Here is a 22,623-nt window from a genome sequence, read left to right on the forward strand (position 1 = left end):
ATGAAGCTGGCAGAGATCAAGACCCGGCTTGCCTCGCTGCAGGCTCCGCTCCCCGCCTCGATCCAGCAACGCCTGTCGGGCCTGCGCGCGCGCAGCGCGCGCCTCGGCCTGACCCGCCCCGGCTCGCTGCGGCCCACGCGCCGCGGCGTGCTCGTGGGCATGGCCGCCGTGCCGACGGCCTTGCTGCTGTACGTGCTGGTGCTGGTGCCGTTTACGCCGGGCATCAGCGACATCCGCAAGGCCAAGTCCGAGCAGCCGGCGCAGGTGCTCTCGGCCGACGGCAAGGAACTGGCGGTCTTCAAGTGGGCCAACCGCGACTGGGTGCCGCTGAAGCAGATCTCGCCCAACGTGGTGGCGGCGCTGATCTCGACCGAAGACCACCGCTTCTATGAGCACCATGGGCTGGACTGGCGCCGCCTCGCCTCGGCCGCGGTGCATACCTTCACGGGTGACCGCCAGGGCGGCTCGACCATCACCCAGCAGCTGGCGCGCAACCTCTATCCGGACGAGATCGGCCGCGCGCCCACGCTGACGCGCAAGCTCAAGGAAGCGATCACCGCGTTCAAGATCGAGGCGCTGTACACCAAGGACGAGATCCTCGAGACCTACCTGAACACGGTGCCGTTCCTGTACAACGCGTTCGGCATCGAAATGGCCGCGCGCACGTACTTCGACAAGCCGGCGCGCTCGCTCGACGTGCTGCAGAGCGCGACGCTGATCGGCATGCTCAAGGGCAACAGCTACTACAACCCGGTGCTGAACCCCGAGCGCGCGCTGGACCGGCGCAATATCGTGCTGGGGCAGATGGTCAAGCGCGGCAAGCTCGACGCGGCCCGCTACGAGCAGCTCAAACGCCGTCCGCTGCGCATCGACTTCGAGCGCCAGACCGAGCCGCCAGGCCCCGCGCCGCATTTCGCGCAGCAGCTGCGCAAGTGGCTGATCGGCTGGGCCGACCGCAACGGCTACGACATCTACGCCGACGGCCTGGTGGTGCGCACCACCATCGACGCGCGCCTGCAGGCCATGGCCACGCAGGCGGTGGCGCAGCAGGGCAACCGCCTGCAGGCGATCGCCAATGCCGCCTGGGCGCCGCGCGCGGGCTGGGCCGCGGACCGCGCGCTGGTGCAGGCCTTCGTGCGCGAGTCGCCGGAATACCGTGCCGCCACCGCAGCCGGCACGCCGCCGGAAGACGCAATGAAGCAGCTGCTGGCAAACGGCACCTTCATGCGCGCGCTGCACCAGCAGAAGACGCGCATCCAGGCCGGCTTCCTCGCCATCGATCCGCGCAGCGGCGAGATCCGCGCCTGGGTCGGCAGCCGCGACTACACGCAGGACGCCTTCGACCACGTGCAGCAGGCGCGCCGCCAGCCGGGCTCGACCTTCAAGCCCTTCGTCTACGGCGCGGCGTTCGAGGAAGGCAAGTCGCCCGACGACACGCTGATGGACCAGCCGGTCGAGATCGAGCTGGCCGGCGGCGAGATCTGGCGCCCGACCGACGAAGGCCGCCCCACCGGTCGCGCGATGAGCCTGCGCGACGGCCTGGTCTACTCGCGCAACACCATCACCGCGCAGCTGATGCAGCAGGTAGGCCCGGCGCGCGTGGCGCGGCTGGCGCGCGAGATGGGCGTGCGCGAAAGCCGGCTCGACGAGGTGCCGTCGCTGGCGCTGGGCACCAGCCCGGTCACGCTCAAGGAAATGGTGGCCGCCTATGGCACCATCGCCAACGCCGGCAACTACATCGCGCCCACCATGGTCACGCGCATCGAAGACCGCAACGGCAATGTGCTGCAGGTGTTCCGCCCGGCGCGCGCCGAACACGCCCTGCCCCATGCCACCACGCAGACCCTGCTCGACGTGATGCGCGACGTGATCGACCGCGGCACCGGTGCCGGCATCCGCTCGCGCTTCGGCATCCGCGCCGACGTGGCCGGCAAGACCGGCACCACGCAGGACAACGCCGACGGCTGGTTCATCATGATGCACCCGGAGCTGGTTGCCGGCGCCTGGGTCGGCTTCAACGACAGCCGCGTCACGCTGCGCAGCGACTACTGGGGCCAGGGCGCGCACAGCGCGCTGCCGATGGTCGGCGACTTCTACCAGCGCGCGCTGCGCGGCCGCGTCATCGACGGCCGCGCTCGCTTTGCCGAGTATGAGGAAACCAACGTGTTCGCCTCGCTCGGCAATCAGGTGCGCGGCTGGTGGACCCAGCTGTTCAGCCGCGACAAGGCCAACGACGCCACCGCGCCGCGCCCGGCGCCGCGCCGTCCGGCCCTGCCGGCGCCTGAGGCGGATATGACGCCGCCGGCGAGCGCGCCGATGGCGTCGGCGTCCGCGCCGGTGAGCGGTGGTGGCAGTGGCGGAGAGGAGTCCAGCCTGGCGCTGGATCAGGGGGAAACGGTGATGGCGGTGCCGCCGCAGGACCCGGCGACGGCGAGCGCACCCACCGCGCCGGCAGCGCCGTCTGGCCAACCCGCGCCCGCGGCACCGGCCAGCCCCACCGCTGCTGGCCTCCCACCACCGCCGCCCACAACGGCTCCTGCCGCGCCCATCTATCCGGTCGCGCCGACCACGATCTCGCCGGGTAGTGGCAATAACTGAAGCCAGTAACTGAGGACTGCAACCGAGCGCTGCGGCTCGCCTGCCGCGGCGGCTTGCTAGACCAGCCCCAGATCGCGCCCGGGCACCCCCGGAAACACCTGCGCCAGCCGCGCCGTATCCAGCCCATACAGCCGCTGGAACAGCCCGCCCAGCACCGCACGATACTCATTGCGCACCGGCCAGTCCCGATCCTGGTTCAGCGCCGCGCGCTCCACCGCGACCTGCTCGCCCGCGATGCGGCCACCGCGCACCGCTCCGCCAGCCACCCAGTAGGCCGTGCCGTGGCCATGGTCGGTGCCGCGGGTGCCGTTCTCGCGGAAGGTGCGGCCGAATTCCGACAGCACCAACACGGTAGTCTGGCGCCATGCCGGACCCATGCCGTCGGCGAAAGCGGACAGGCCGCGGCCGAGGTTGTCGAGCAGGCCGGCGAGCTGCCCCTGCGCCGCGCCCTGGTTGACATGGGTATCCCAGCCGCCGACGTCGATAAAGCCAAGGTTGAAGCGGTCTCGCATCAGCCCCGCCATGCGCCGCGCCTCGACCTCGAAGCCGCGCGCGCTGAGCGAGCGGCGGTTGGCGGCCTGCATCTCCTGCGGGCGCTCGGCCATGTTGCCGCCGGCCATGTCACCTGCGGTGGCTTCTGCCTGGCGCGCCACCGCCTGGCGCAGTTCGAAGCCTTCGTCGATCAGCGACTCGAAACGCGTGCCGCGGTACATCTGCGCCAGCAGTTGTTCCTGGCGCGCGTCGAACGGGGTGCGGCCGCTGCCCCTGAGCGAGACGTTGGGCACGTCGCGCGGCCCCGACAGCACCATCGGCAGGCCGTCGGTGAAGGCCACCGGCGCGGCCTGGCCGCCCATGGCCTGCGCCAGGCGGTTGAGGAAGCCGCTGCCGCGCAGCGCGGCGAGCTGGCTGCGGTTGTGTGGATCAACGCCAGCGCCCGGCAGGCCTGACTCGATGGTGTCCTGGGTCTCGAAATGGCTGCGCGACAGGTCATGGGTGCCGGCAAACGGCACGAAGGCCAACTGCCCGCGCTGCCACAGCGGCAGCATGGTCGGCGCCAGTGCGGGGTGCAGCGCCCATTCGCCGATGCCGCGCGCGGCGCTGTCTGCGGCGAAGGCCGGCGCCAGCGCGACGGCGGCGCCCGGGTCGGTGTCCGCGCCGGCGGCGGGCGGTCGCCGGATCGCGATACTGGGGCGTGCCGCATAGTAGAAGTCGCTGCCGCTCGGCACCAGCACGCTGGCAGCGTCATAGCCGCCGCGCAGGAACACCAGCAGGAAGCGGGCGTCGGCCTGGCCCGGCAGCGCGTAGACGCGCGAAACCGTGGCGGGCAGCGCCCACGCCAGTGCGGCGCCGCCCATCGTCTTCAGCCATTGTCTGCGTTGCATACCGGACCCCGTCCCGCGCGCGTCAGCGCTGCATCCATTCGGGCGAACTGAGCAGCACGGTATTCCACTCCGCCTGCGAGGCCGCCTGCGCCAGCGCGGCGCGCGTGGCCGGACCGAGCGTGGCTTCGATGCTGTTGTAGTAAAGCTTGTTGCCGATCACCGGGAAGCGCGCGCCGCGCGGCATGCCCCCATCCCCGGCGAACAACCCCGCCGGCCCCGAGCCGATCACGCGCGCGATCTCGAAGCGCCGCACCATCTGCCCGGAACTGGCCCACGCGCTTTCCGCCGCGGGATAGCCGTCGGGTGTTACGTGGCCGTACAGCGGCTCGCCCAGCTGGTTCAGCCAGGTCAGCACCGGGCGCAGGTTGGTAACGGGCCGGCCTTCGTAGGCCAGCCGCAGCGACGACACCACGTAGACCATCGGATCCTTGAACTTGCGCGGGGATGACGCCGGCAGCCGGTCCAGCTCGGGTGCCAGCAACATGGTGCGCAGTACGGCAGCAATGTCGCCGTCGGTGCGGGTGAAGGCCTGGGCCATGCGCTCGACCAGCGCGGGCGGCGGGTTGTCGGCGATGAAGTACGCAGCCAGCCTGGCGCTGATAAAGCGCGCCGTGGCCGGCTCGCGCGACAGGATCGTCACGGCGCGCTCGACTTCATCAAACCCGGCCGGCTCGATGCGCTGCCCCAGCAGCGTCTTGGCGCCGAAGTCATGCCGCACCGGATTGAACTCGAACGCACCGTCGCTGCGGTACAGCGCCGCACGCGCGGGCGGCAGCCGCGGCGGCGTGCCGCGCAGGTTGACGCCGACACCGGTCAGCACGCGCGCCAGCTCCTGCACATCCTGCTGGGTGTAGCGCGAGCCGCTGGGGCCGCCCGCCACGCCCAGCGTATGCAGCTCCATCAGCTCGCGCGCGTAGTTCTCGTTGATGCGGTTGGCGCTGCTCTGCGCGTTGTCCAGGTAGAGCAGCATCGCCGGCGCGGTGACGGTGGCCATCAGCAGGTCGCGGAAACGCCCCAGCGAATGGGGGCGGATCGCGCGTTCCTCATAGTCGGGCAGCAGCCAGCGCACCTGCCCCTTGCCCGAATAAACACTGAAGTGATTCATCCAGAACCACGTCATCTGTTCGCGCAGCTGCGCCGGCGAGTACAGCGCCCGCAGCAGGTGGCGCCGCGCGGTGTCGGCCACCAGCTCGCGGCCCTGTGCGTTCAGGGCCTGGCGGGCCTGCTGCTTGCTGTCTTCGTCGGGCAGCGCCTCGATGCGCTCGCGCGACTGCCGTGCGGCCTGCAGCGGTGCGCCGGGATCGCCTTGCAGCGCTGGCAGCGCGGCGATGGCGGCGGCCAGTTCCGGCGGGTCGGCAAGCGGCATGGCCAGCTGGCGCTCCAGGTAGGCCGCGCGCCCCAGGCGGCGCAGCTCGGCCAGGCTGGCCTGGTCGGCGCCAAAGCTGACGGTGTTGAGCCAGTGCAGGTCGGCCGCGCTGTCGCTGCCGGCGGCTGGTAGCTGGGCACAGGCGCCAACACACGCGGCCAGCGCCAGCGCCGGGGCGGCGCGCCACGCCAGCCGCGGCCGCCGCACCGTGCCATGTCTTGCCTGTTGCGCGTGTTGCGCGTGTTGCGCGTGTTGCGCCTGTTGCGCCGCATCCATGCCCACCTCCTTGTCATGGCCGACCTGTCGATGTTACGTGCCAAGCGCGGTTCCGTTGACACCCCTGCACCGCGGGAGTGTTATCAGCGCTTTCAGGGCCGGAACCGGCGGCATTGCCGGAATTGCCAAGACAGCCCCGGCGCGCCTGGCTAGCCTTGCGCTTTGTCTTTTCCGTTTGCTGTCATGTCGCGCCCCGCCTTCCCCGCTCCCGCCTTCCCCGCCCCAGCCAGGCTGCCCAGCCTCGCCTTCGTGCTGGTCTGGTCCACCGGTTTTATCGTCGGCAAGGCCATCGTACCGCTGGCCGATACCAGCCTCTTCCTGCTCGCGCGCTTTGCCGTGGCCGGGCTGATGTTCGTGGCGTGGACGCTGGCCGCCGGCGCTGCCTGGCCACCGCTGCGCGAGGCGCCGCGCCACCTGCTGGCCGGCGCGCTGATGCAGGGCGTCTACCTGTGTGCCGGCTACGGCGCCGTGGCGCAAGGCCTGCCGCCGGCGATCATGGCGCTGCTGGGCGCGCTGCAGCCGCTGCTGACCGCGCTGCTTGCCATTCCACTGCTGAAAGAGCTACCTTCCAGGCGGACCTGGCAGGGCCTGGCGCTGGGTGCGCTGGGCGTCGCGCTGGTCGTGGCCCCGGCGATGCAGGCCGGCGTGCAGCCGGTCTCGCCGTGGATCGTGCTGCTGGGCGTGCTGGCCATTGTTTCGATCACCATGGGAACCCTGTTGCAGAAATCCGCGATCGCCGCCTGCGACCTGCGCGCCAGCTCGGCGTGGCAGAACCTGGGCGCCATGCTGGTAGCCGGCGTCATGGTCGCGACCGAAAGCGCCGGCGGCCCGCTGCACTGGCAAGGCGGCGCGGTGCTCTGGGCCGCGCTGGCGTGGGCCGGGCTTGGGCTTTCCGGCGCCGGCACGTGGCTGCTGGTCAGCCTGGTACGGCACGGGCAGGCGGCCAACGCCGCGGCGCTGATGTTCCTGGCACCGCCGCTGGCGGCAGTGCAGGCGTGGCTGCTGTTCGGCCAGGGACTGAATGCGCTGCAGGCGCTCGGCATGGCGGTGGCCGGCGCGGGCGTGTGGCTGTGCCAGACACAGGGCAGGCCGCGGCATGCCGAAGCGCGCTGAAGCCCCCGCGCCGCTGGTCGAGCACCGCCGCTACCGCGACCAGCCCGACGGCCACCAGCACCGCCACCACCAGTTGCTGTTCGGGCTGGCGGGCGCGACCGAGCTGGAGATCGATGGCCATGCGTACCGCGTCGACGCGCACACCGGGCTGATCGTGCCGGCCGGCAGCCACCATGAATTTCTGGGTTTCGACGGCAACCTGCAGCTGGTCGCGGACTTCCCGGCGCAGTCGGTGGCGCTGCCGGCAAGGCTGATGGCACGCCCCCGCACCTTTGCGCTGGACGGCGCCTTCGGCAGCCGCGTGCGCGCGCTGGCGGCGTGGCGCGCCGCCGCGGCCGCGCGCGGCCCGCATACCGACTGGCAGCTCGCCGCGACGCTGGCAGCGGCGCTGGCCGAGAGCCTGGGCATGCCAGCCGACCAGCATGTCTTCCCGCTGATGGCCGTCGATGCCTACCTGCGCGCCAACCTGTCCGAGCCATTGCGGGTGGCCGAGGTGGCCGGGCATTTCGGCTGGAGCGTGCGCCGCTTCCAGACCCTCTTCGCCGAGGCCTTCGGCGATACGCCGCACCGGTACCAGACCCGGCTGCGGCTTGACCGCGCGGTGCAGCTGCTGTCGCAGACCACGCTGCCGCTGGCTGAGATTGCGCTGGCGTCGGGCTATCCGGACCAGACCACCTTTACGCGCAGCTTTACGCGGCGCTTCGGGCAACCGCCCGGCGCATGGCGCGCGGCGGCCTTGCACGATCGACGGCGCTGAACGGCACGCGCGACTCGGCGCTACTGCCCGCTCATCTTCCTGCGGAATTCTTCGGCAGTACCGATCTGCCGGAACAATGGCCCACCCGGCGCAAACTTGTCCGCGCTGGCCAGCGGCCCTACCACCACCGGCTCAAACCCGGCATCGCGCACCAACTGCGCCGCCACCTGCAGCGCCGCCTGATCGTCACCGGCGATCGGCACGGCGATCAGGCCGCCGGGCCGGTGATGTTCATTGGCGAAGTTGGTCGCGCCCATGAAGTTGAACGCCCTCACCACGCGTGCCCCGCGCAGGTATTTCGCCGTGGTGATGCCAATGCCGTTGCGCTGCGCTTCATCGGCAATCGCGCCGTCGCGCTGGGCAATGGCATTGGTGGCATCCAGCACGATCTTGCCCGACCATGCCCCGGCATTCTCCTGGCTGAGTTGCGGCAAGGCGCTGTAAGGGGTGGCGAGGAACAGCACGTCGGCAAAGGCGATTGCCTCGGCGACCGTCCCCGCCCGCGCCAGCGGGCCGAGGCCATCGACCAGCGGCTTGAGTGATTCTGGATGCCGCGACGAGAACAGGACCGGATGCCCCGCCTTGACCCAGAGCCCGCCGACGGTGCCGCCAATGCGCCCGGAGCCGATCACGCCGATGCGCGCCGGGCCCGTGTTCGGGGCGGCGGCCGGCTTCTGGGCACAGGCGCTCAACGGCGGGACGCTCAACCCCAGCATTGCCAGTGCCCCCGCTCGCAGCATGCGGCGCCGTTCGGGATCGAAGACATTGGCCGGCTCTTGCATCGCGCGCTCCCAGGATGACTGCTTGCCAGCGCGACCACCATGCACACTACGCAGCATCTCCTGCCGCACACCAGCCGCCCAAGGAACTCTAGGCGAAAAAATGGCCTGCCGGGCAATCGCCCTTGGCACTGCCCGCGCGCTGGACTAGTTTAGGTTGCGCCACGCCAAGAAGTCCCCAAAGACGCGCCTTGCCTATGCCGCCAACCTGCATCAGCCAATGACGTATCAGGGGGAAGACGTGCCCTATCCGGGCGGCAAGCTGTGGCTGGGCGGCGCCTTCAAGGTCATCCCGGGCGAGCAGCAGTGGGGCAAGCTGTCGGCGGTCAATATCGATAGCGGCAAGGTGGCGTGGGACTACAAGACCGAGCAGCCGCTGATCGGCGGCGTGCTGGCCACGGCCGGCGGGCTCGTCTTTACCGGCGAAGGCAACGGCCTGTTCAAGGCGTTCGACGCGGCCAACGGCAAGCTGCTGTGGCAGTTCCAGTGCGGCGCTGGCGTCAATTCGCCGCCGGTGTCCTATACCGTCGGCGGCAAGCAGTACATTGCCGTGGCAGCCGGCGGCAACACGCAACTGGACTTCAAGCGCGGCAACAGCATCTTGTCTTCGCGGTGCAATAGGTCCACAGACAGGCGATCGGAGAATGCCAGGCACACCGATCAAATCCCCCGGGTAGCCGGGCAGCACTACGCGTATATCGTCAAGCAGCTGGAGGATTTCCGGGCCAGGCGCCGTACGAACGACGCGGGGAATATGACCAGCGTGTCGCGCAACCTGAGCGACGACGACATCAGGAACATCGCCAACCACATTACCGGCCTGAATTAGGCTGCATGTCCTACCGGCCACCGGAATGCCTCCCGGCCAGAGGCCACGCAGCGCCCGGCACGGCGTTGCGCAATAAGCGACTATCCCGGCACGCCGAGCAATGTTTTCTGGATTTCCCCGGGAATTCAGCAACAAATGCCCCCGCGATCTCATTAACCTGCCCGCTATTTTCCGTTTGCGGCCCCTCAGTGCCGCGCATCCCCTGAAGGTCGATGCTTCACCGGCGCACGCGGACTGCGCGGCGTGACGTGCTGCCGCCCCGGCGAAAGCCCCGTCGCGAACGCGAGAATTTGCTTCGCCCGCCAGCCCCACAAGGGCCGGCGCGGCCATTCTGACCATACGGAGACAACGAGAGATGAGTGCAAGCGCAGAGCATCTGCAACGCGGCCTGGGCGAACGCCATATCCGGCTGATGGCGCTGGGTTCGGCCATCGGCGTGGGCCTGTTCCTGGGCGCCGGCAATGCCATCAAGATGGCCGGCCCCGCCATCATGCTGGCCTACCTGATTGGCGGCGCGATGATCTTCCTGATCATGCGCGCGCTGGGCGAGATGGCCGTGCACAACCCCGTGGCAGGCTCCTTCTGCCGCTACGCGCAAGACCACATGGGCCCGCTGGCGGGCTACCTGACCGGCTGGAACTACTGGTTCCTGTGGCTGGTGACCTGCGTCGCGGAGATCACCGCCGTCGCCATCTACATGGGCATGTGGTTCCCCGACGTGCCGCGCTGGATCTGGGCGCTGGCCGCGCTGGCCGCGATGGGCTCGGTCAACCTGATGGCGGTCAAGGCCTATGGCGAGTTCGAGTTCTGGTTCGCCATGATCAAGATCGTAACCATCGTGCTGATGCTGTTCGGCGGCGGCGCGATGATCGTGTTCGGCTTCGGCAATGGCGGCGTCGCCACCGGCATCTCCAACCTGTGGGCGCACGGCGGCTTCATGCCCAACGGCGCCTCGGGCGTGCTGATGTCGCTGCAGATGGTGATGTTCGCCTACCTGGGCGTGGAGATGATCGGCCTGACCGCCGGCGAGGCGCGCAACCCGAAGAAGTCGATCCCGGACGCGATCAACTCGGTGTTCTGGCGCATCCTGATCTTCTACGTGGGCGCGCTGTTCGTGATCCTGGCGCTGTACCCGTGGAACGAGATCGGCGCGCAAGGCAGCCCCTTCGTGCTGACCTTCGAGCGCCTGGGCATCAAGACTGCCGCCGGCATCATCAACTTCGTGGTGCTGACCGCGGCGCTGTCGTCATGCAACGGCGGCATTTTCAGCACCGGGCGCATGCTGTACAACCTCGCGCAGCAGGGCCAGGCGCCGGCGGCTTTCGCCAGGGTCGACCGCAACGGCGTGCCGCGCCGCGCGCTGCTGGTGTCGATCGCCGCGCTGCTGTGCGGCGTGCTGCTCAACTACCTGGTGCCGGAAAAAGTGTTCGTCTGGGTGACCGCCATCTCCACCTTCGGCGCGGTCTGGACCTGGGCCATCATCCTGGTCACGCAGATCAACTTCCGCCGCAGCCTGTCGGCGGCCGAGCGCAAGGCGCTGGCCTTCCGCATGCCGTTCTGGCCGTATGGCTCTTACATCGCGCTGGCGTTCCTGGCGCTGGTGGTAGCCCTGATGGCGTACTTCCCGGAAACCCGTGTGGCGCTGTACGTGGGCCCGGGCTGGCTGGTGCTGCTGACGGTCTGCTACTACGCGCTGGACATGCGCTCGCGCGGACCGGTCAGCTACCGCGCCTGACGCTGCCGCAACCGCGGGCGGGGTGCGCGTGACGGCGCGCCTCGCTACAATGCCCCCCGGGCAATCCATCGCCAGGGGGCCGAATGTCCGGGACGTTTGAGACCTTTACCGCACCGCCACCCGCGCCGCCACGCAATAGCGCGGCTGACGCCGACGCGCGCCCGCTGCGCCCGGAAACCGTGCCGCGGCTGGCCCGGCTGGCGCGCCGCTTCGTGAAGTAGCCATGGCTATCATGCTGGCGCTGTCACTGCTGACGCTGGCGGTCTGGAGCGGGCTGCTGTGCCTGCGCGCCGGCTTCTGGCGCGTGCACAGGCCGGCCGCCGCACCGGCGCCGGCGCAATGGCCGGAGGTGGTCGCCATCATCCCGGCCCGCAACGAGTCCGAGGTGATCGCGCCCGCGGTGGCGGGCGTGCTCGGCCAGCGCTACCCGGGGCGGCTCACGCTGGTGGTGGTCGACGACCACAGCCAGGACGGCACCGCCGACCTCGCCCGCGCCGCCGCCGCGACTACCACGCGCCCGCAGGCGCTGTCGGTGATCAACGCGCGCGAGCTGCCCCCCGGCTGGAGCGGCAAGGTCTGGGCCCAGGCCGAGGGGCTGGCCGAAGCCGACCGCATCGCCCCGCAGGCCCGCTTCGCCTGGCTGACCGATGCCGACATCTGGCACGGCCCTGGCGTGCTGGCCGCGCTGGTGGCGCGCGCGGAGCACGAACGGCGCGACCTGGTCTCGCTGATGGTGCGGCTGCGCTGCGAATCGGCGTGGGAGCGGCTGGTCGTGCCCGCGTTCGTGTTTTTCTTCGCCAAGCTCTACCCGTTTGCCCGCGTGCGCGACCCGCGCTCGCGCGTGGCTGCCGCGGCGGGCGGCTGCATGCTGGCCCGGCGCTCGGCGCTGGCGCGCATCGGCGGCTTTGCCGCGATCCGCGGCGAACTGATCGACGACTGCAGCCTGGCGGCGCGCATCAAGCCCGGCGGCGCGATCCGGCTGGACCTGGCCGACGACAGCCTGTCGCTGCGCCCCTATGACGACTGGCGCAGCCTGTGGGACATGATCGCGCGCAGCGCCTATACGCAGCTGCGCTATTCACCGCTGTTGCTGGCGGGCGCGGTGGCAGGCATGACGCTGGCCTACCTGGCGCCGCCGGTGCTGGCGCTGGCCGGCGGCTGGCGGCTGTGGCCGGCGTGGCTGGCGTGGGGCGCGATGGCCTTTGCCTACCTCCCGATGCTGCGCGAGTACCGCCAGCCGGCATGGCTGGCACCGCTGCTGCCGCTGACGGCCTTGTTCTACCTGGGCGCGACCATCGATTCGGCGCGGCGCTACTGGCTGCGGCGCGGCGGGCAGTGGAAGGGACGGGCGCAGGCGCCGGTGCGGTCCTGAGCCGTGCCGCTCATTTGCCGCTCATTTGCCGCTCATTTGCCGCTCATTTGCCGCTCACTTGCAACTCACTTGCCGAGATACCCCTGCGTGCGAAACCACGCCAGCGCATCGCGCAGCCCTTCGCGGTAGGCGCGCGGCGCGTAACCCAGCTGCTGGCTCGCCTTCGCCGACGTAAAGAACATCCGGTACCGGGACATATTGAGTCCGTCGACCGTGATGAACGGCTCCTTCCCGGTCACCCGCGCCGCGGCCTCCGCCGCATGCGCCAGCGGATACAGCGGCCAGCGCGGCAGTTGCATGGTGGGCGGGCGCCGCCCGCACAGCTCGGCGATATCGCGCAGCATCTGCTGCAGCATTACGTCGTCGCCGCCCAGGATGTAGCGCTCGCCGGTGCGCCCGTGCTCCAGCGCCAGGAAATGCCCCTCGGCGACATCGTCCACATGCGCCAGGTTTAGTCCGGTATCGACAAAGGCCGGGATCTTGCCGGTCGCCGCCTCGACGATGATGCGGCCGGTCGGCGTGGGCCGCACGTCGCGCGGGCCGATCGGCGTCGACGGGTTGACGATCACCGCCGGCAGGCCGCGCTCGGCCACCAGCCGTTCGACCACGCGCTCGGCCAGCACCTTGCTGCGCTTGTAGGCGCCGATGGCCTCGTGCGGCTGCATCGCCGCAGTCTCGTCCACCGGCGCCTGCGCGCCGGCGACGCGCAGCGTGGCAACGCTGCTGGTATAGACCACGCGCTCGACTCCGGCGCGCTGCGCGGCCTCCATCACCGCCAGCGTGCCATCGACGTTGGTGCGTACGATCTCCTCCGGATCGGGCGCCCACAGCCGGTAATCGGCGGCAACGTGGAACAGGTAGCGCACGCCCTGCAGCGCGGCGGCCACGGCGGCGGCGTCGCGCATGTCGCCTTCGGCCAGCGTCACCGGCAGGTCCGCCAGGTTGGTGCGCGGACTCTGCGGGCGTACCAGCACGCGCACGCTGAAACCCCGCGCCAGCGCTTGCCGCGCTACCGCCGACCCGAGGAAACCCGAGGCTCCTGTCACCAGCACGTCATCGTTTCTCGTCATAACGCCGTTTTCCCGGTGTGGCACAAGCGCCGCGAAGGCGGCGCGCCCGCGCTCGCCGTCCGGCCCGCCCGGGCGCGGCGCTGCCAGACAAAGCGCGCGTGTCGGGTATATAGTAACCATCGTGCGACGGAAATGTGATCCTGATGAATCTCCGGTGCGGCGCCGGCCCCGGAATCACAAATTCTGCCATCCTAATTGCTGAAACCCGTTGCAAAGGGTCAGGGGGTCTACTCTATGCAGGTGATTCTGGCTCAGCCCCGCGGCTTCTGTGCCGGCGTGGTGCGCGCGATCGAGATCGTCGACCGCGCCCTCGTCAAGCACGGCGCGCCGGTGTTCGTGCGGCATGAGATTGTGCATAACAAGCACGTAGTAGAGGGACTGAAGGAAAAAGGCGCGCGTTTCGTCGAAGACCTCGACGAAGTCCCTACCGGCGCCGTGACCATCTTCAGCGCGCACGGCGTGTCCCGCGCGGTCGTCGCCGATGCCAGCCAGCGCCAGCTGCATGCCATCGACGCCACCTGTCCGCTGGTGATCAAGGTCCACACCCAGGGCCGCCAGTACGCTGCCAGCGGCCGCACCGTGATCCTGATCGGCCACGCCGGCCACCCCGAGGTGGAAGGCACCATGGGCCAGATCCCGGGCAAGGTGATCCTGGTGCAGAACGAGGCCGAGGTGGAGCAGCTCGACCTGCCGGCCGACACGCCGGTTGCCTACGTCACGCAGACCACGCTCAGCGTGGACGACACCCGCAATATCATCGCCGCGCTCGCCGCCCGCTTCAGCAACCTGGTGGGCCCCGACACGCGCGATATCTGCTACGCCACGCAGAACCGCCAGAGCGCGGTGCGCGACCTGTGCAAGCTGGCCGACGTCATCCTGGTGATTGGCGCGACCAACAGCTCAAACTCCAACCGCCTGCGCGAGATCGGCACTGAAAGCGGCGTGCCCAGTTACCTGATCGCCGACGGCAGCGAACTGGACCCGGCCTGGGTCCGCGATGCCAGCGTGGTCGGTATCACCGCCGGCGCCTCGGCGCCCGAGGAAATGGTCGAGGACGTGATCGGCGCGTTGCGCAAGCTGGGCCCGGTCGAGGTCAACACCATGGCGGGGCGCGAAGAGCATGCCGAATTCCGCCTGCCCGCCGAACTGGCCGACGTCAGGCAGTCCGCCGCGCCGCGCAAGGCTGCCAAAGCCGCCGCCCGCACCGACTCCGCCACCGCGCCCGCCGCTGCCGGCACCAACGAGAATATCGCCGGCTGAACTTAACCGGAGGAAGCCTTGGCCATTCCGCTCCTGCAGGTCGCCCGCGTGGGCGCCTACATTGTCGGCAAGCATCTGTCGCGGCAGAAACGGTATCCGCTCGCGCTGATGCTGGAGCCGCTGTTCCGCTGCAACCTGGCCTGCTCGGGCTGCGGCAAGATCGACTATCCCGATCCCATCCTGAACCAGCGCCTGTCGGTGCAGGAATGCCTGGACGCGGTCGACGAATGCGGCGCGCCGGTGGTCTCGATCGCCGGTGGCGAGCCGCTGCTGCACAAGGACATGCCGGAGATCGTTCAGGGCATCATCGCCCGGCGCCGCTTTGTCTACCTGTGCACCAACGCGCTGCTGATGGAGAAGAAGCTGGACCAGTACCAGCCCAGCCCGTACTTCATCTGGTCGGTGCACCTGGACGGCGACCGCGAGATGCACGACCGCTCGGTATGCCAGGAAGGCGTCTATGACCGTGCCGTGGCGGCGATCCGGCAGGCCAAGGAACGCGGCTTCCGCGTCAATATCAACTGCACACTGTTCAATGACGCCGAGCCCGAGCGCGTGGCCAGCTTCTTCGACTCCGTCAAGGCGCTGGGCGTGGACGGCATCACCGTGTCGCCGGGCTATGCCTATGAGCGCGCGCCCGACCAGCAGCATTTCCTGAACCGCGGCAAGACCCGGCAGCTGTTCCGCGACATCCTCGGCCGCGGCCGTGCCGGCAAGAACTGGGCCTTCAGCCAGTCGGCGCTGTTCCTGGACTTCCTGGCCGGCAACCAGACCTACCACTGCACGCCGTGGGGCAACCCGGCGCGCACGGTATTCGGCTGGCAGCGGCCGTGCTACCTGGTCGGCGAGGGTTATGCCAAGACCTTCCGAGAGCTGATGGACGAGACCGACTGGGACGCCTACGGCACCGGCAACTACGAGAAGTGCGCCGACTGCATGGTGCACAGCGGCTATGAGGCCACCGCGGTGGCGGACACCTTCGCCCATCCGCTCAAGGCGCTGGGCGTCAGCCTGCGCGGCGTGCGCACCAGCGGGCCGATGGCGCCGGACATCGCGCTGGACAAGCAGCGGCCGGCCGAATACGTGTTCTCGCGCCATGTCGAGATCAAGCTTGAGGAGATCCAGCGCGCGAAGCCGCCCGCCAATCAGGCCCGTACGGCCCGGCAGGCAGCCGAGGCCAACGGCGCCGGCACGCACTGATCCCGGGGCCTCGCCACGCTCGCCGCCATCCTGACCGGCGCTGTGCTGACCTGCGTGTCGGCCGCCTATGCGCTGGCCGCGGCGGTCTTCGAAAAGCTGGAAGGCGCGGCACGCCGCCTGTTCGGCGCAGACAACCGCGTGGTGGCCATGATCGACGGCGCACTGCCCGACGCCCATATCCGCGCGCTCAACCACCGCCGCAGCAAGCTGGTGCGCGCCGTGTTGTGGCAGCTCGCCGGGCTGGTCACGGGCACGCTTGAAGTCTGGCTGGCGCTGATGCTGCTGGGCCATCCGGTGCCGCTCTGGCACGCACTGGCGATCGAATCCCTGACGCAGGCCGCACGCAACGTGGCGTTGTTCGTGCCGGCGGGACTGGGCGTGCAGGAAGCGGTAGTGATGCTGCTGGGGCAGGCGCTGGGGATGGATGCGCAGGTCTCGCTGGCGCTGGCGCTGGTCAAGCGCGCGCGCGAGATCCTGTTCGGCGTGCCGGCGTTGCTGTCATGGCAGTGGGTGGAGTTGCGGCGCTGGCGCCGCGGCTGTGCACGCGAGGCGGAGAACGCCTAGCTGGCTGCGTTCTGCCGGGCGTTATGCGTGGTCAGGTAGTTCACCAGCCCGTCCACGCCGCCGCGCGCGACGATATCGGCGAACTGCTTGCGGTACACCTCGATCAGCCACGCGCCCATCATGTTGATGTCATAGATGCGCCAGCCGGCGGCGGTGCGCTGCAGCCGGTAGTCGATCTGCATCTCGTCGGCGTTGCTGATCACGCGCGTCTGCACCACCACGTCGGTGGCGCCGCTGCCGGCCTTGGACGGCTGGTAGCGGAACCTGACGTTCTGCTCGCGCAACTGCGCCAGCGATACCGCGTAGCTGCGCACCAGCAGCGTCTCGAACTGCTCGTAGAGCTGCTTCTGCTGCTCGGGCGTCGCGCTGCGCCAGGCGCTGCCGACCGCCAGCCGCGTGGTGCGCTGGAAATCGGCATAAGGCAGGAACTCCTTGCGCACGACCGCGGTGATCTTGCCGAGGTCGCCGGCGCGCGTGTCGGGGTTGGACTGGATCGTGCCGACCACGCCTTCGACCGCCGCCTGCACCAGCTTCTCGGGGCTGGCGCCGGGCTGGACCGCCTGGGCATGCGCCGTCGCAACCATGACCACCGCCGCAATCGGCACCAGGGGAAGCAAACCGTAGCTCTTCATGGATCTCGTGCAGTAAGGACAGTGTGGCCGCGCCTGTGGCGCATGGCTGTCAGGCGCAGTTGGCAGGTGCAGTTGGCAGGTGCGCGGCCAGTATAGCGGAACGCTGCGGGCCCACGCCGCCCCGCACGCCGCATGCCGCATACACCACGCCGCCAGCCGATATACTCGCGGTTCGTGCTCCTTCCGGATACGCCCATGCTGACTTCGCTGCTGACACGCATCGTCCGGCTCGCCACGACCTGGCCCTGGCGGGTCATCATGCTGGCGGCAGTACTGAGTGCGGCCAGCGGCGTCTACGTGGCGCGCAACTTTGCGATCAACACAGACATCGGCCGCCTGCTTGATCTAGACGCGCCGTGGGCGCAACGCAATGCGGCCATCGATGCCGCCTTCCCGCAGCGCAGCCAACTGAGCCTGGCGGTGGTCCAGGCGCCCGCGGCGGAGCTGGCCGATGCCGCCGCCGATGCGCTGGCCGAGGCGCTGCGCCGCCAGCCGGCGCGCTTCACCGCGGTCAGCCAGCCTGGCGGGGGGGCGTTCTTCGCGCGCAACGGGCTGCTGTTCGCCAGTCCCGACGAAGTCCGCCAGCTGTCGCAGCAACTCGTGCAGGCGCGCCCGCTGGTCAGTGCGCTGGCGCACGACCCCACGCTGCGCGGCCTCTCCGATACCCTCACCACCACGCTGACGCTGCCGCTGCAGATGGGCCAGGTCAAGCTTGGCGACATGGCGAAGCTGCTCGGCAGCAGCGCGCGAACACTGGACCAGGTTCTGGCCGGCAAGCCCGCGGCGCTGTCGTGGGCCGGACTGGTCGACGACAGCTTCAGGCCCGGCCCGGACGGCCATGCCTACAGTTACGTCGCCGTCAGCCCGGTGCTCGACTACAGCGACCTCCAGGCCGGCGCCGCGGCCTCGCGCGCGATCCGGCAGGCGGCCGCCGACCTGCAGCTGGCACAGCGCTACCAGGCCACGGTACGGCTGACCGGTCCGCAGGCGCTGGCCGACGATGAATTTGCCTCGGTCAGCGAAGGCGCCGTGCTCAACGGCGTGCTGACCGTGCTGGTGGTGGTGCTGATCCTGTGGCTGGCGCTGCGTTCGGCGCGGCTGATCGTGGCCGTGCTGGCAAGCCTGTTCGCCGGGCTGCTGATCACCGCGGCGCTGGGGCTGGCCATGGTGGGCGCGCTGAACATGATCTCGGTGGCGTTCGCCGTGCTGTTCGTCGGCCTCGGCGTGGACTTCGGCATCCAGTTCGGCGTGCGCTACCGCGCCGAGCGCCATGACCGCGACCACGTGGTCGAGGCGCTGGGAATGGCCGCTGACGCGGTCGGCGCGCCGCTGGCGCTGGCCGCGGCCGCGACCGCGGCGGCGTTCTTCTGCTTCCTGCCGACCGATTACCGCGGCGTGGCCGAACTGGGCCTGATCGCCGGCGTCGGCATGATGGTCGCGTTCGCCACCACCTTCACGCTGCTGCCGGCGCTGATCTGCGTGCTGCGGCCCGGCGGCGAAGCCGAGGCGCCCGGCTTTGCCTGGCTGGCGCCGGCGGACCTGTTCTTCGAGCGCTACCGCAAGCCGGTGCTGCTGGTGACGCTGCTGGCCATCCTCGCCGGCGCACCGCTGCTGCCGCAATTGCGCTTCGATTTCGACCCGCTGCACCTGAAAGACCCGCAATCCGAATCGATGGCGACGCTGCTGGCGCTGCAGGACGCGCCGCAGGCCGGCACCGAGGACGTGAGCGTGCTGGCGCCGTCGCTGCAGGCGGCGCGCGACAGCGCCGCCCGGCTCGTGGCCTTGCCGGAGGTGGCGCGCGCGGTCACGCTGCAGAGCTTCATCCCCGACGACCAGCCGCCCAAGCTGCAGGCAATCGCGCAGGCGTCGGCCGCGCTGATGCCCGCGCTCACGCAACCCACCGCCACCCCCGCGAACGACACCGCCCGCGTCAATGCGCTGCGCTATGCGGCGCGCCAGCTCGCCATCGCCGCCGACGAGCATCCCGGCCCCGGCGCGGCCGAAGCCGCGCACCTGTCGGCCACGCTGAAGAAACTCGCCGGCGCCAACGCGGCCACGCGCGACCGCGCCGAACGCGCCATCGCGCTGCCGCTGCAGCTGGCGCTGGCCCGGCTCAGGCTCGCGCTCGGCCCGCAGCCGGTCAGCCGCGAAACGCTGCCGCCGGAACTGGTGCGCGACTGGGTCACACCCGATGGCCGCGCGCTGGTCAGGGTCAGCCCGAAGCTGCCGCCGGCCGGCAGCGCGCAGCGCGAGGTCGCGCTGGACCGCTTTATCGCCGCGGTGCAGCATGTGGAGCCTGCCGCCACCGGCGGGCCCATCGCCGTGCGCGGTTCGGCCGACACCATCATGACGGCGTTCGGGCAGGCCGGCGCCTGGGCGGTGCTGTCGATCACGCTGCTGCTGTGGATCACGCTGCGCCGCTTCGGCGACGTGCTGCGCACGCTGGTGCCGCTGCTGGTGTCGGCCATCGTCACGCTGGAGCTGTGCGTGGTGTTCGGCATTGCGCTGAACTTTGCCAACGTGATCGCGCTGCCGCTGCTGCTGGGCATCGGCGTGGCCTTCAAGATCTACTACGTGATCGCCTGGCGGCATGGCAAGACCAAGCTGCTGCAATCGAGCCTGACCCATGCGGTGCTGTACAGCGCCGCCACCACCGCCACCGCGTTCGGCAGCCTGTGGCTGTCGCACCATCCCGGCACTGCCAGCATGGGCAAGCTGCTGGCGCTGGCGCTGGCGTGCACGCTGGTGGGCGCGGTGTTCTTCCAGCCGATCCTGATGGGCCGCCCGCGCGAAGAGGCGCATCCCGGCCACGACAAATCCGCCGCGCCTTCCCCCTGAGCCTTCACGACTTGCCGCGCCTTCCCCTGACGATGCGTTCACACACCCGCCCGCGTTCGCCTGCCTTGTCGCTTGCCACCGCTGCCGCTGCCGCGACACTGCTCGCCGGCTGCGCCACCGGCCCGCAGGCCAACCCCGACGATCCGCTCGAACCGATGAACCGCGCCGTGTTCACGGTCAACGACAAGCTCGACCAGTACGTGGCCAAGCCGGTCGCGCAGGGCTACAAGGCGGTCACGCCGGAGCCGGTACGCACCGCCGTCACCAACTTCTTTTCGAATCTCGCCGACGTGGGCAACTTCGCCAACAACCTGCTGCAGGGCAAGGGCGTGGCCGCGGCCGAAAGCTTCATGCGGGTCGCGGTCAATTCCGTGCTCGGGCTGGGCGGGCTGATCGATATCGCCACGCCGGCCGGGCTGGAAAAGCGTTCGCAGGATTTCGGGCTGACGCTGGGCACGTGGGGCGTGCCGTCGGGGCCGTACCTGGTGCTGCCGCTGTTCGGGCCCAGCTCGTTTCGCGACGGCGTGGGCCTGTATGTGAATTTCCAGTTCGATCCCATCACCTATGCCGAACCCGCGGTACGGAATTCGCTGTTTGGCGCCAACGTGGTCGACGTGCGCACCAACCTGCTGGGCGCGACCGACCTGCTGGCACTGGCGGCGCTGGACAAGTACTCATTCGTGCGCGACGCGTACCTGCAGCGCAGGCGCTACCTGCTGGGCGAAAACACCGCGCTGCCCGACTACGGCGACGAGGACGAGGACAGCGAGCCGGCCGTGCCGTCAGCACCTGCCGCAACACCGGTCCCCACGCAGCCGGAGGCGCCGCGCTGAAGCGGCGCCCCTGCTCCGGTCAGCTGCCGATACCCAGCAGCACCACCTCGAACGTCAGCGTCGCGTTCGGCGGGATCGTGCCCGGCACGCCGCGCGCGCCGTAGGCGGTCGAGGCCGGGCAGGTCAGCTTGGCCTTGCCGCCCACCTGCATCGCCTGCACGCCTTCGGTCCAGCACGGGATCACGCGGTTGAGCGGGAACGAGATCGGCTGGCCGCGCTTGTACGAGCTGTCGAACTCGGTGCCGTCGGCGAGCGTGCCGCGGTAGTGGACCTGCACCGTATCGGTGGCCTTGGGCGAGGCGCCGGTGCCCTTGACCAGGTGCTGGATGGTCATGCCCGAGGCCAGCGTCTGCGGCGCCGCCGCAACGGCGGGCGCGGAAGCCGCCGGACCCGCCGCCATGGCAGAGGCAGCGGCGCAGGCGAGGGTCAGGGAACCGACAAAAAGCGCGAGAGTTTTCATGGGAAAGGCCGTCGTGTTGTCGTGATTGGGATGCGGCAGTGTAACTTAGGCCGGCGTCCCGCTTTGCCCGCCAGCGCCCGATGGCGCACAGGCGGCCCGCGCCATGCGGCGTATGCGGCGTATGCGGCGGATTGCGACACGGGTCCCGTTGCATGCACCGTTTTGCGGTCTACGATGATTCCAGAGAGTCCCGGCGTCGGCCGGGCCGCATGGAGAATGCCATGGCATTGACGGACTCAAGGGATCTCGCGGTCTCCACCCAAAACGCCCGCTCGGTCGAGTTGTACGAGACGGCCCTGCGCTTGCTGAACGGCTACTACGGCGACCCGCTCGGCGTCATCGACGTCGCGCTCGAAGCCGACCCTGGCTTCGGCATGGGCCATGCCTTGCGCGCCGGCCTGATGCTGACCGCCGGCGACGGCACCGCCGAGCCCATGCTGCGCGACAGCGTGGAAGCCGGCGAGGCGCTGGCCGGGCTGAACGACCGCGAGCAGCGTCACCTCGCCGCCGCGCGTGCCTGGCTGGACGGCGAGTTCGACCGCTCGCTGCGCATGTACGGCGACATCGTGATCGACTATCCACGCGACCTGCTGGCAATCCAGGTGGCACACCTGGGCGACTTCCTGCTGGGGCAATCGTCAATGCTGCGCGACCGGGTCTCGCAGGCGCTGCCGCACTGGGACGACGGCATGCCGGGCTACGGCTACCTGCTTGGCATGCATGCCTTCGGGCTGGAGGAAACCCAGCTCTACGGCCGCGCCGAGGAAAGCGGCCGGCGCGCGCTCGAACTGAACCCGCGCGATCCATGGGCCGTGCATGCCGTGGCGCACGTGATGGAGATGCAGGGCCGGCTGGACGAGGGCATCGCCTGGCTGGATGGGCGCCGCGACGACTGGTCCGAGGACAACATGCTGGCCGTGCACAACTGGTGGCACCTGGCGTTGTTCCAGCTCGAAGCCGGCCGCACCGACGACGTGCTGGCGCTGTACGACCGCGAGATCAGCCGCCCGGCGCCGGCGATCGCGCTGGACCTGGTGGATGCCTCCGCGCTGCTGTGGCGGCTGCACCTGCGCGGCATCGACGTAGGCACGCGCTGGCAGCCCGTGGCGGATGACTGGCTCGGCCGCGGCGCGGCCGGCTACTACGCCTTCAACGACGTCCACGCCGTGATGGCGAGCCTGGGCGCGCACCGGCCAGCGGCCGTGGACCAGCTCCGCGCCGCGCTGGAGCGTGCGGCGCTGGGCAACGGCACCAACGCCATGATGTCGCGCGACGTGGGCCTGCCGGTCGCCGATGCGCTGATCGCGTTCGAACAGCGCGACTACGCCAGCGCAATCGACCTGCTGCTGCCGGTGCGGCTGATCGCCCATCGCTTCGGCGGCAGCCATGCGCAGCGCGACGTGATCGGCCTGACCCTGATCGAGTCAGCGCTGCGTGCCGGCCGCCGCAACCTGGCCATCGCGCTGACCGCCGAGCGTGGCGCGCTCAAGCCCATGAGCCCGAGCCTGCACCGGCTGGTGCAGCGCGCGGACAGCTGCCGGCCGTAGTGTGCGCCATGA

The 22,623-nt window shown here is 70.0% G+C and carries 17 protein-coding genes and 2 pseudogenes; 13 read left to right on the forward strand and 6 right to left on the reverse strand.

All coding sequences use genetic code 11. The features are described from left to right. Complete coding sequence (locus tag CTP10_RS27800) at nt 1–2,598, forward strand: penicillin-binding protein 1A (RefSeq protein WP_116319422.1); 2,598 nt, start codon at nt 1–3, stop codon at nt 2,596–2,598. 56 nt (nt 2,599–2,654) lie between these two features. Here the strand turns inward: CTP10_RS27800 and CTP10_RS27805 are convergent, their stop codons facing one another. Continuing rightward, the gene (locus tag CTP10_RS27805; protein WP_116319421.1) at nt 2,655–3,980 is read right to left on the reverse strand and encodes a DUF1501 domain-containing protein; all 1,326 of its coding nucleotides are present in this window, start codon (nt 3,978–3,980) and stop codon (nt 2,655–2,657) included. Nucleotides 3,981–4,002: 22 nt separating this feature from the next. Further along, nucleotides 4,003–5,622 (reverse strand): DUF1800 domain-containing protein, encoded by a 1,620-nt coding sequence (locus tag CTP10_RS27810; protein ID WP_116319420.1) that lies wholly within the window; start codon nt 5,620–5,622, stop codon nt 4,003–4,005. 183 nt (nt 5,623–5,805) lie between these two features. Here CTP10_RS27810 and CTP10_RS27815 point away from each other — a divergent pair, with 183 nt between their 5' ends. Together CTP10_RS27815 and CTP10_RS27820 are read left to right on the forward strand one after the other, a co-directional pair. Further along, entirely contained in the window at nt 5,806–6,735 is a 930-nt protein-coding gene (locus tag CTP10_RS27815) for a DMT family transporter (protein WP_116319419.1), read from the forward strand. Further along, nucleotides 6,719–7,492: an AraC family transcriptional regulator gene (locus CTP10_RS27820; protein ID WP_116319418.1), complete on the forward strand. Its 774-nt coding sequence runs from the start codon at nt 6,719–6,721 to the stop codon at nt 7,490–7,492. Before CTP10_RS27815 ends, CTP10_RS27820 begins: the two co-directional genes overlap by 17 nt. 20 nt (nt 7,493–7,512) lie before the next feature. Here CTP10_RS27820 and CTP10_RS27825 read toward each other — a convergent pair whose 3' ends face one another. Continuing rightward, nucleotides 7,513–8,274, reverse strand: coding sequence for an NADPH-dependent F420 reductase (locus CTP10_RS27825; RefSeq protein ID WP_116319417.1), 762 nt, complete (start codon nt 8,272–8,274; stop codon nt 7,513–7,515). 175 nt (nt 8,275–8,449) lie between these two features. Here CTP10_RS27825 and CTP10_RS27830 point away from each other — a divergent pair. From CTP10_RS27830 to CTP10_RS27845, 4 genes and pseudogenes are all read left to right on the forward strand, one after another. Further along, nucleotides 8,450–8,875, forward strand: a pseudogene (locus CTP10_RS27830) (outer membrane protein assembly factor BamB family protein); the annotation flags it as partial. Between the two features lie 580 nt (nt 8,876–9,455). Continuing rightward, complete coding sequence (locus CTP10_RS27835; RefSeq protein WP_116319416.1) at nt 9,456–10,835, forward strand: amino acid permease; 1,380 nt, start codon at nt 9,456–9,458, stop codon at nt 10,833–10,835. 83 nt (nt 10,836–10,918) lie between these two features. Continuing rightward, on the forward strand, nt 10,919–11,056 hold the full coding sequence (locus tag CTP10_RS27840; protein WP_158577667.1) for a hypothetical protein: 138 nt from the start codon (nt 10,919–10,921) through the stop codon (nt 11,054–11,056). A gap of 2 nt (nt 11,057–11,058) precedes the next feature. Then, nucleotides 11,059–12,207, forward strand: a complete 1,149-nt coding sequence (locus CTP10_RS27845; protein WP_116319415.1) for a glycosyltransferase — start codon at nt 11,059–11,061, stop codon at nt 12,205–12,207. A 65-nt stretch (nt 12,208–12,272) separates the two neighbouring features. Here CTP10_RS27845 and hpnA read toward each other — a convergent pair whose 3' ends face one another. Further along, nucleotides 12,273–13,277: a hopanoid-associated sugar epimerase gene (gene hpnA / locus CTP10_RS27850; RefSeq protein ID WP_116319414.1), complete on the reverse strand. Its 1,005-nt coding sequence runs from the start codon at nt 13,275–13,277 to the stop codon at nt 12,273–12,275. A 234-nt stretch (nt 13,278–13,511) separates the two neighbouring features. Here hpnA and ispH point away from each other — a divergent pair, with 234 nt between their 5' ends. From ispH to CTP10_RS27865, 3 genes and pseudogenes are all read left to right on the forward strand, one after another. Further along, complete coding sequence (ispH, locus tag CTP10_RS27855) at nt 13,512–14,537, forward strand: 4-hydroxy-3-methylbut-2-enyl diphosphate reductase (RefSeq protein WP_116319413.1); 1,026 nt, start codon at nt 13,512–13,514, stop codon at nt 14,535–14,537. A gap of 18 nt (nt 14,538–14,555) precedes the next feature. Continuing rightward, nucleotides 14,556–15,737 carry an adenosyl-hopene transferase HpnH gene (gene hpnH, locus CTP10_RS27860; protein WP_116319412.1) on the forward strand — a complete coding sequence of 394 codons (1,182 nt, stop codon included), beginning with the start codon at nt 14,556–14,558 and terminating at the stop codon, nt 15,735–15,737. Nucleotides 15,738–15,800: 63 nt separating this feature from the next. After that, a pseudogene (locus tag CTP10_RS27865) lies at nt 15,801–16,301 on the forward strand (lysylphosphatidylglycerol synthase domain-containing protein); the annotation flags it as partial. On the opposite strand, the gene CTP10_RS27870 reads toward CTP10_RS27865, so the two are convergent. Then, on the reverse strand, nt 16,298–16,933 hold the full coding sequence (locus CTP10_RS27870) for an MlaC/ttg2D family ABC transporter substrate-binding protein (protein WP_116319411.1): 636 nt from the start codon (nt 16,931–16,933) through the stop codon (nt 16,298–16,300). The pseudogene CTP10_RS27865 and the gene CTP10_RS27870 sit on opposite strands and share 4 nt — an antisense overlap. Before the next feature lie 195 nt (nt 16,934–17,128). Between CTP10_RS27870 and CTP10_RS27875 the strand changes: the two genes are divergently transcribed. Together CTP10_RS27875 and CTP10_RS27880 are read left to right on the forward strand one after the other, a co-directional pair. Then, nucleotides 17,129–19,771: an MMPL family transporter gene (locus CTP10_RS27875; protein WP_116319410.1), complete on the forward strand. Its 2,643-nt coding sequence runs from the start codon at nt 17,129–17,131 to the stop codon at nt 19,769–19,771. A gap of 32 nt (nt 19,772–19,803) precedes the next feature. Further along, complete coding sequence (locus CTP10_RS27880) at nt 19,804–20,604, forward strand: MlaA family lipoprotein (protein ID WP_116319409.1); 801 nt, start codon at nt 19,804–19,806, stop codon at nt 20,602–20,604. A gap of 19 nt (nt 20,605–20,623) precedes the next feature. Here the strand turns inward: CTP10_RS27880 and CTP10_RS27885 are convergent, their stop codons facing one another. Further along, a complete protein-coding gene (locus CTP10_RS27885; RefSeq protein WP_116319408.1) occupies nt 20,624–21,064 on the reverse strand; it encodes an FKBP-type peptidyl-prolyl cis-trans isomerase in 441 nt (146 codons plus the stop codon). Nucleotides 21,065–21,285: 221 nt separating this feature from the next. Here CTP10_RS27885 and CTP10_RS27890 point away from each other — a divergent pair, with 221 nt between their 5' ends. Then, a complete protein-coding gene (locus CTP10_RS27890) occupies nt 21,286–22,611 on the forward strand; it encodes a tetratricopeptide repeat protein (protein ID WP_116319407.1) in 1,326 nt (441 codons plus the stop codon). Nucleotides 22,612–22,623 lie beyond the last annotated feature (12 nt).

This window comes from Cupriavidus sp. P-10 (assembly GCF_003402535.2).
Taxonomy (GTDB): domain Bacteria; phylum Pseudomonadota; class Gammaproteobacteria; order Burkholderiales; family Burkholderiaceae; genus Cupriavidus.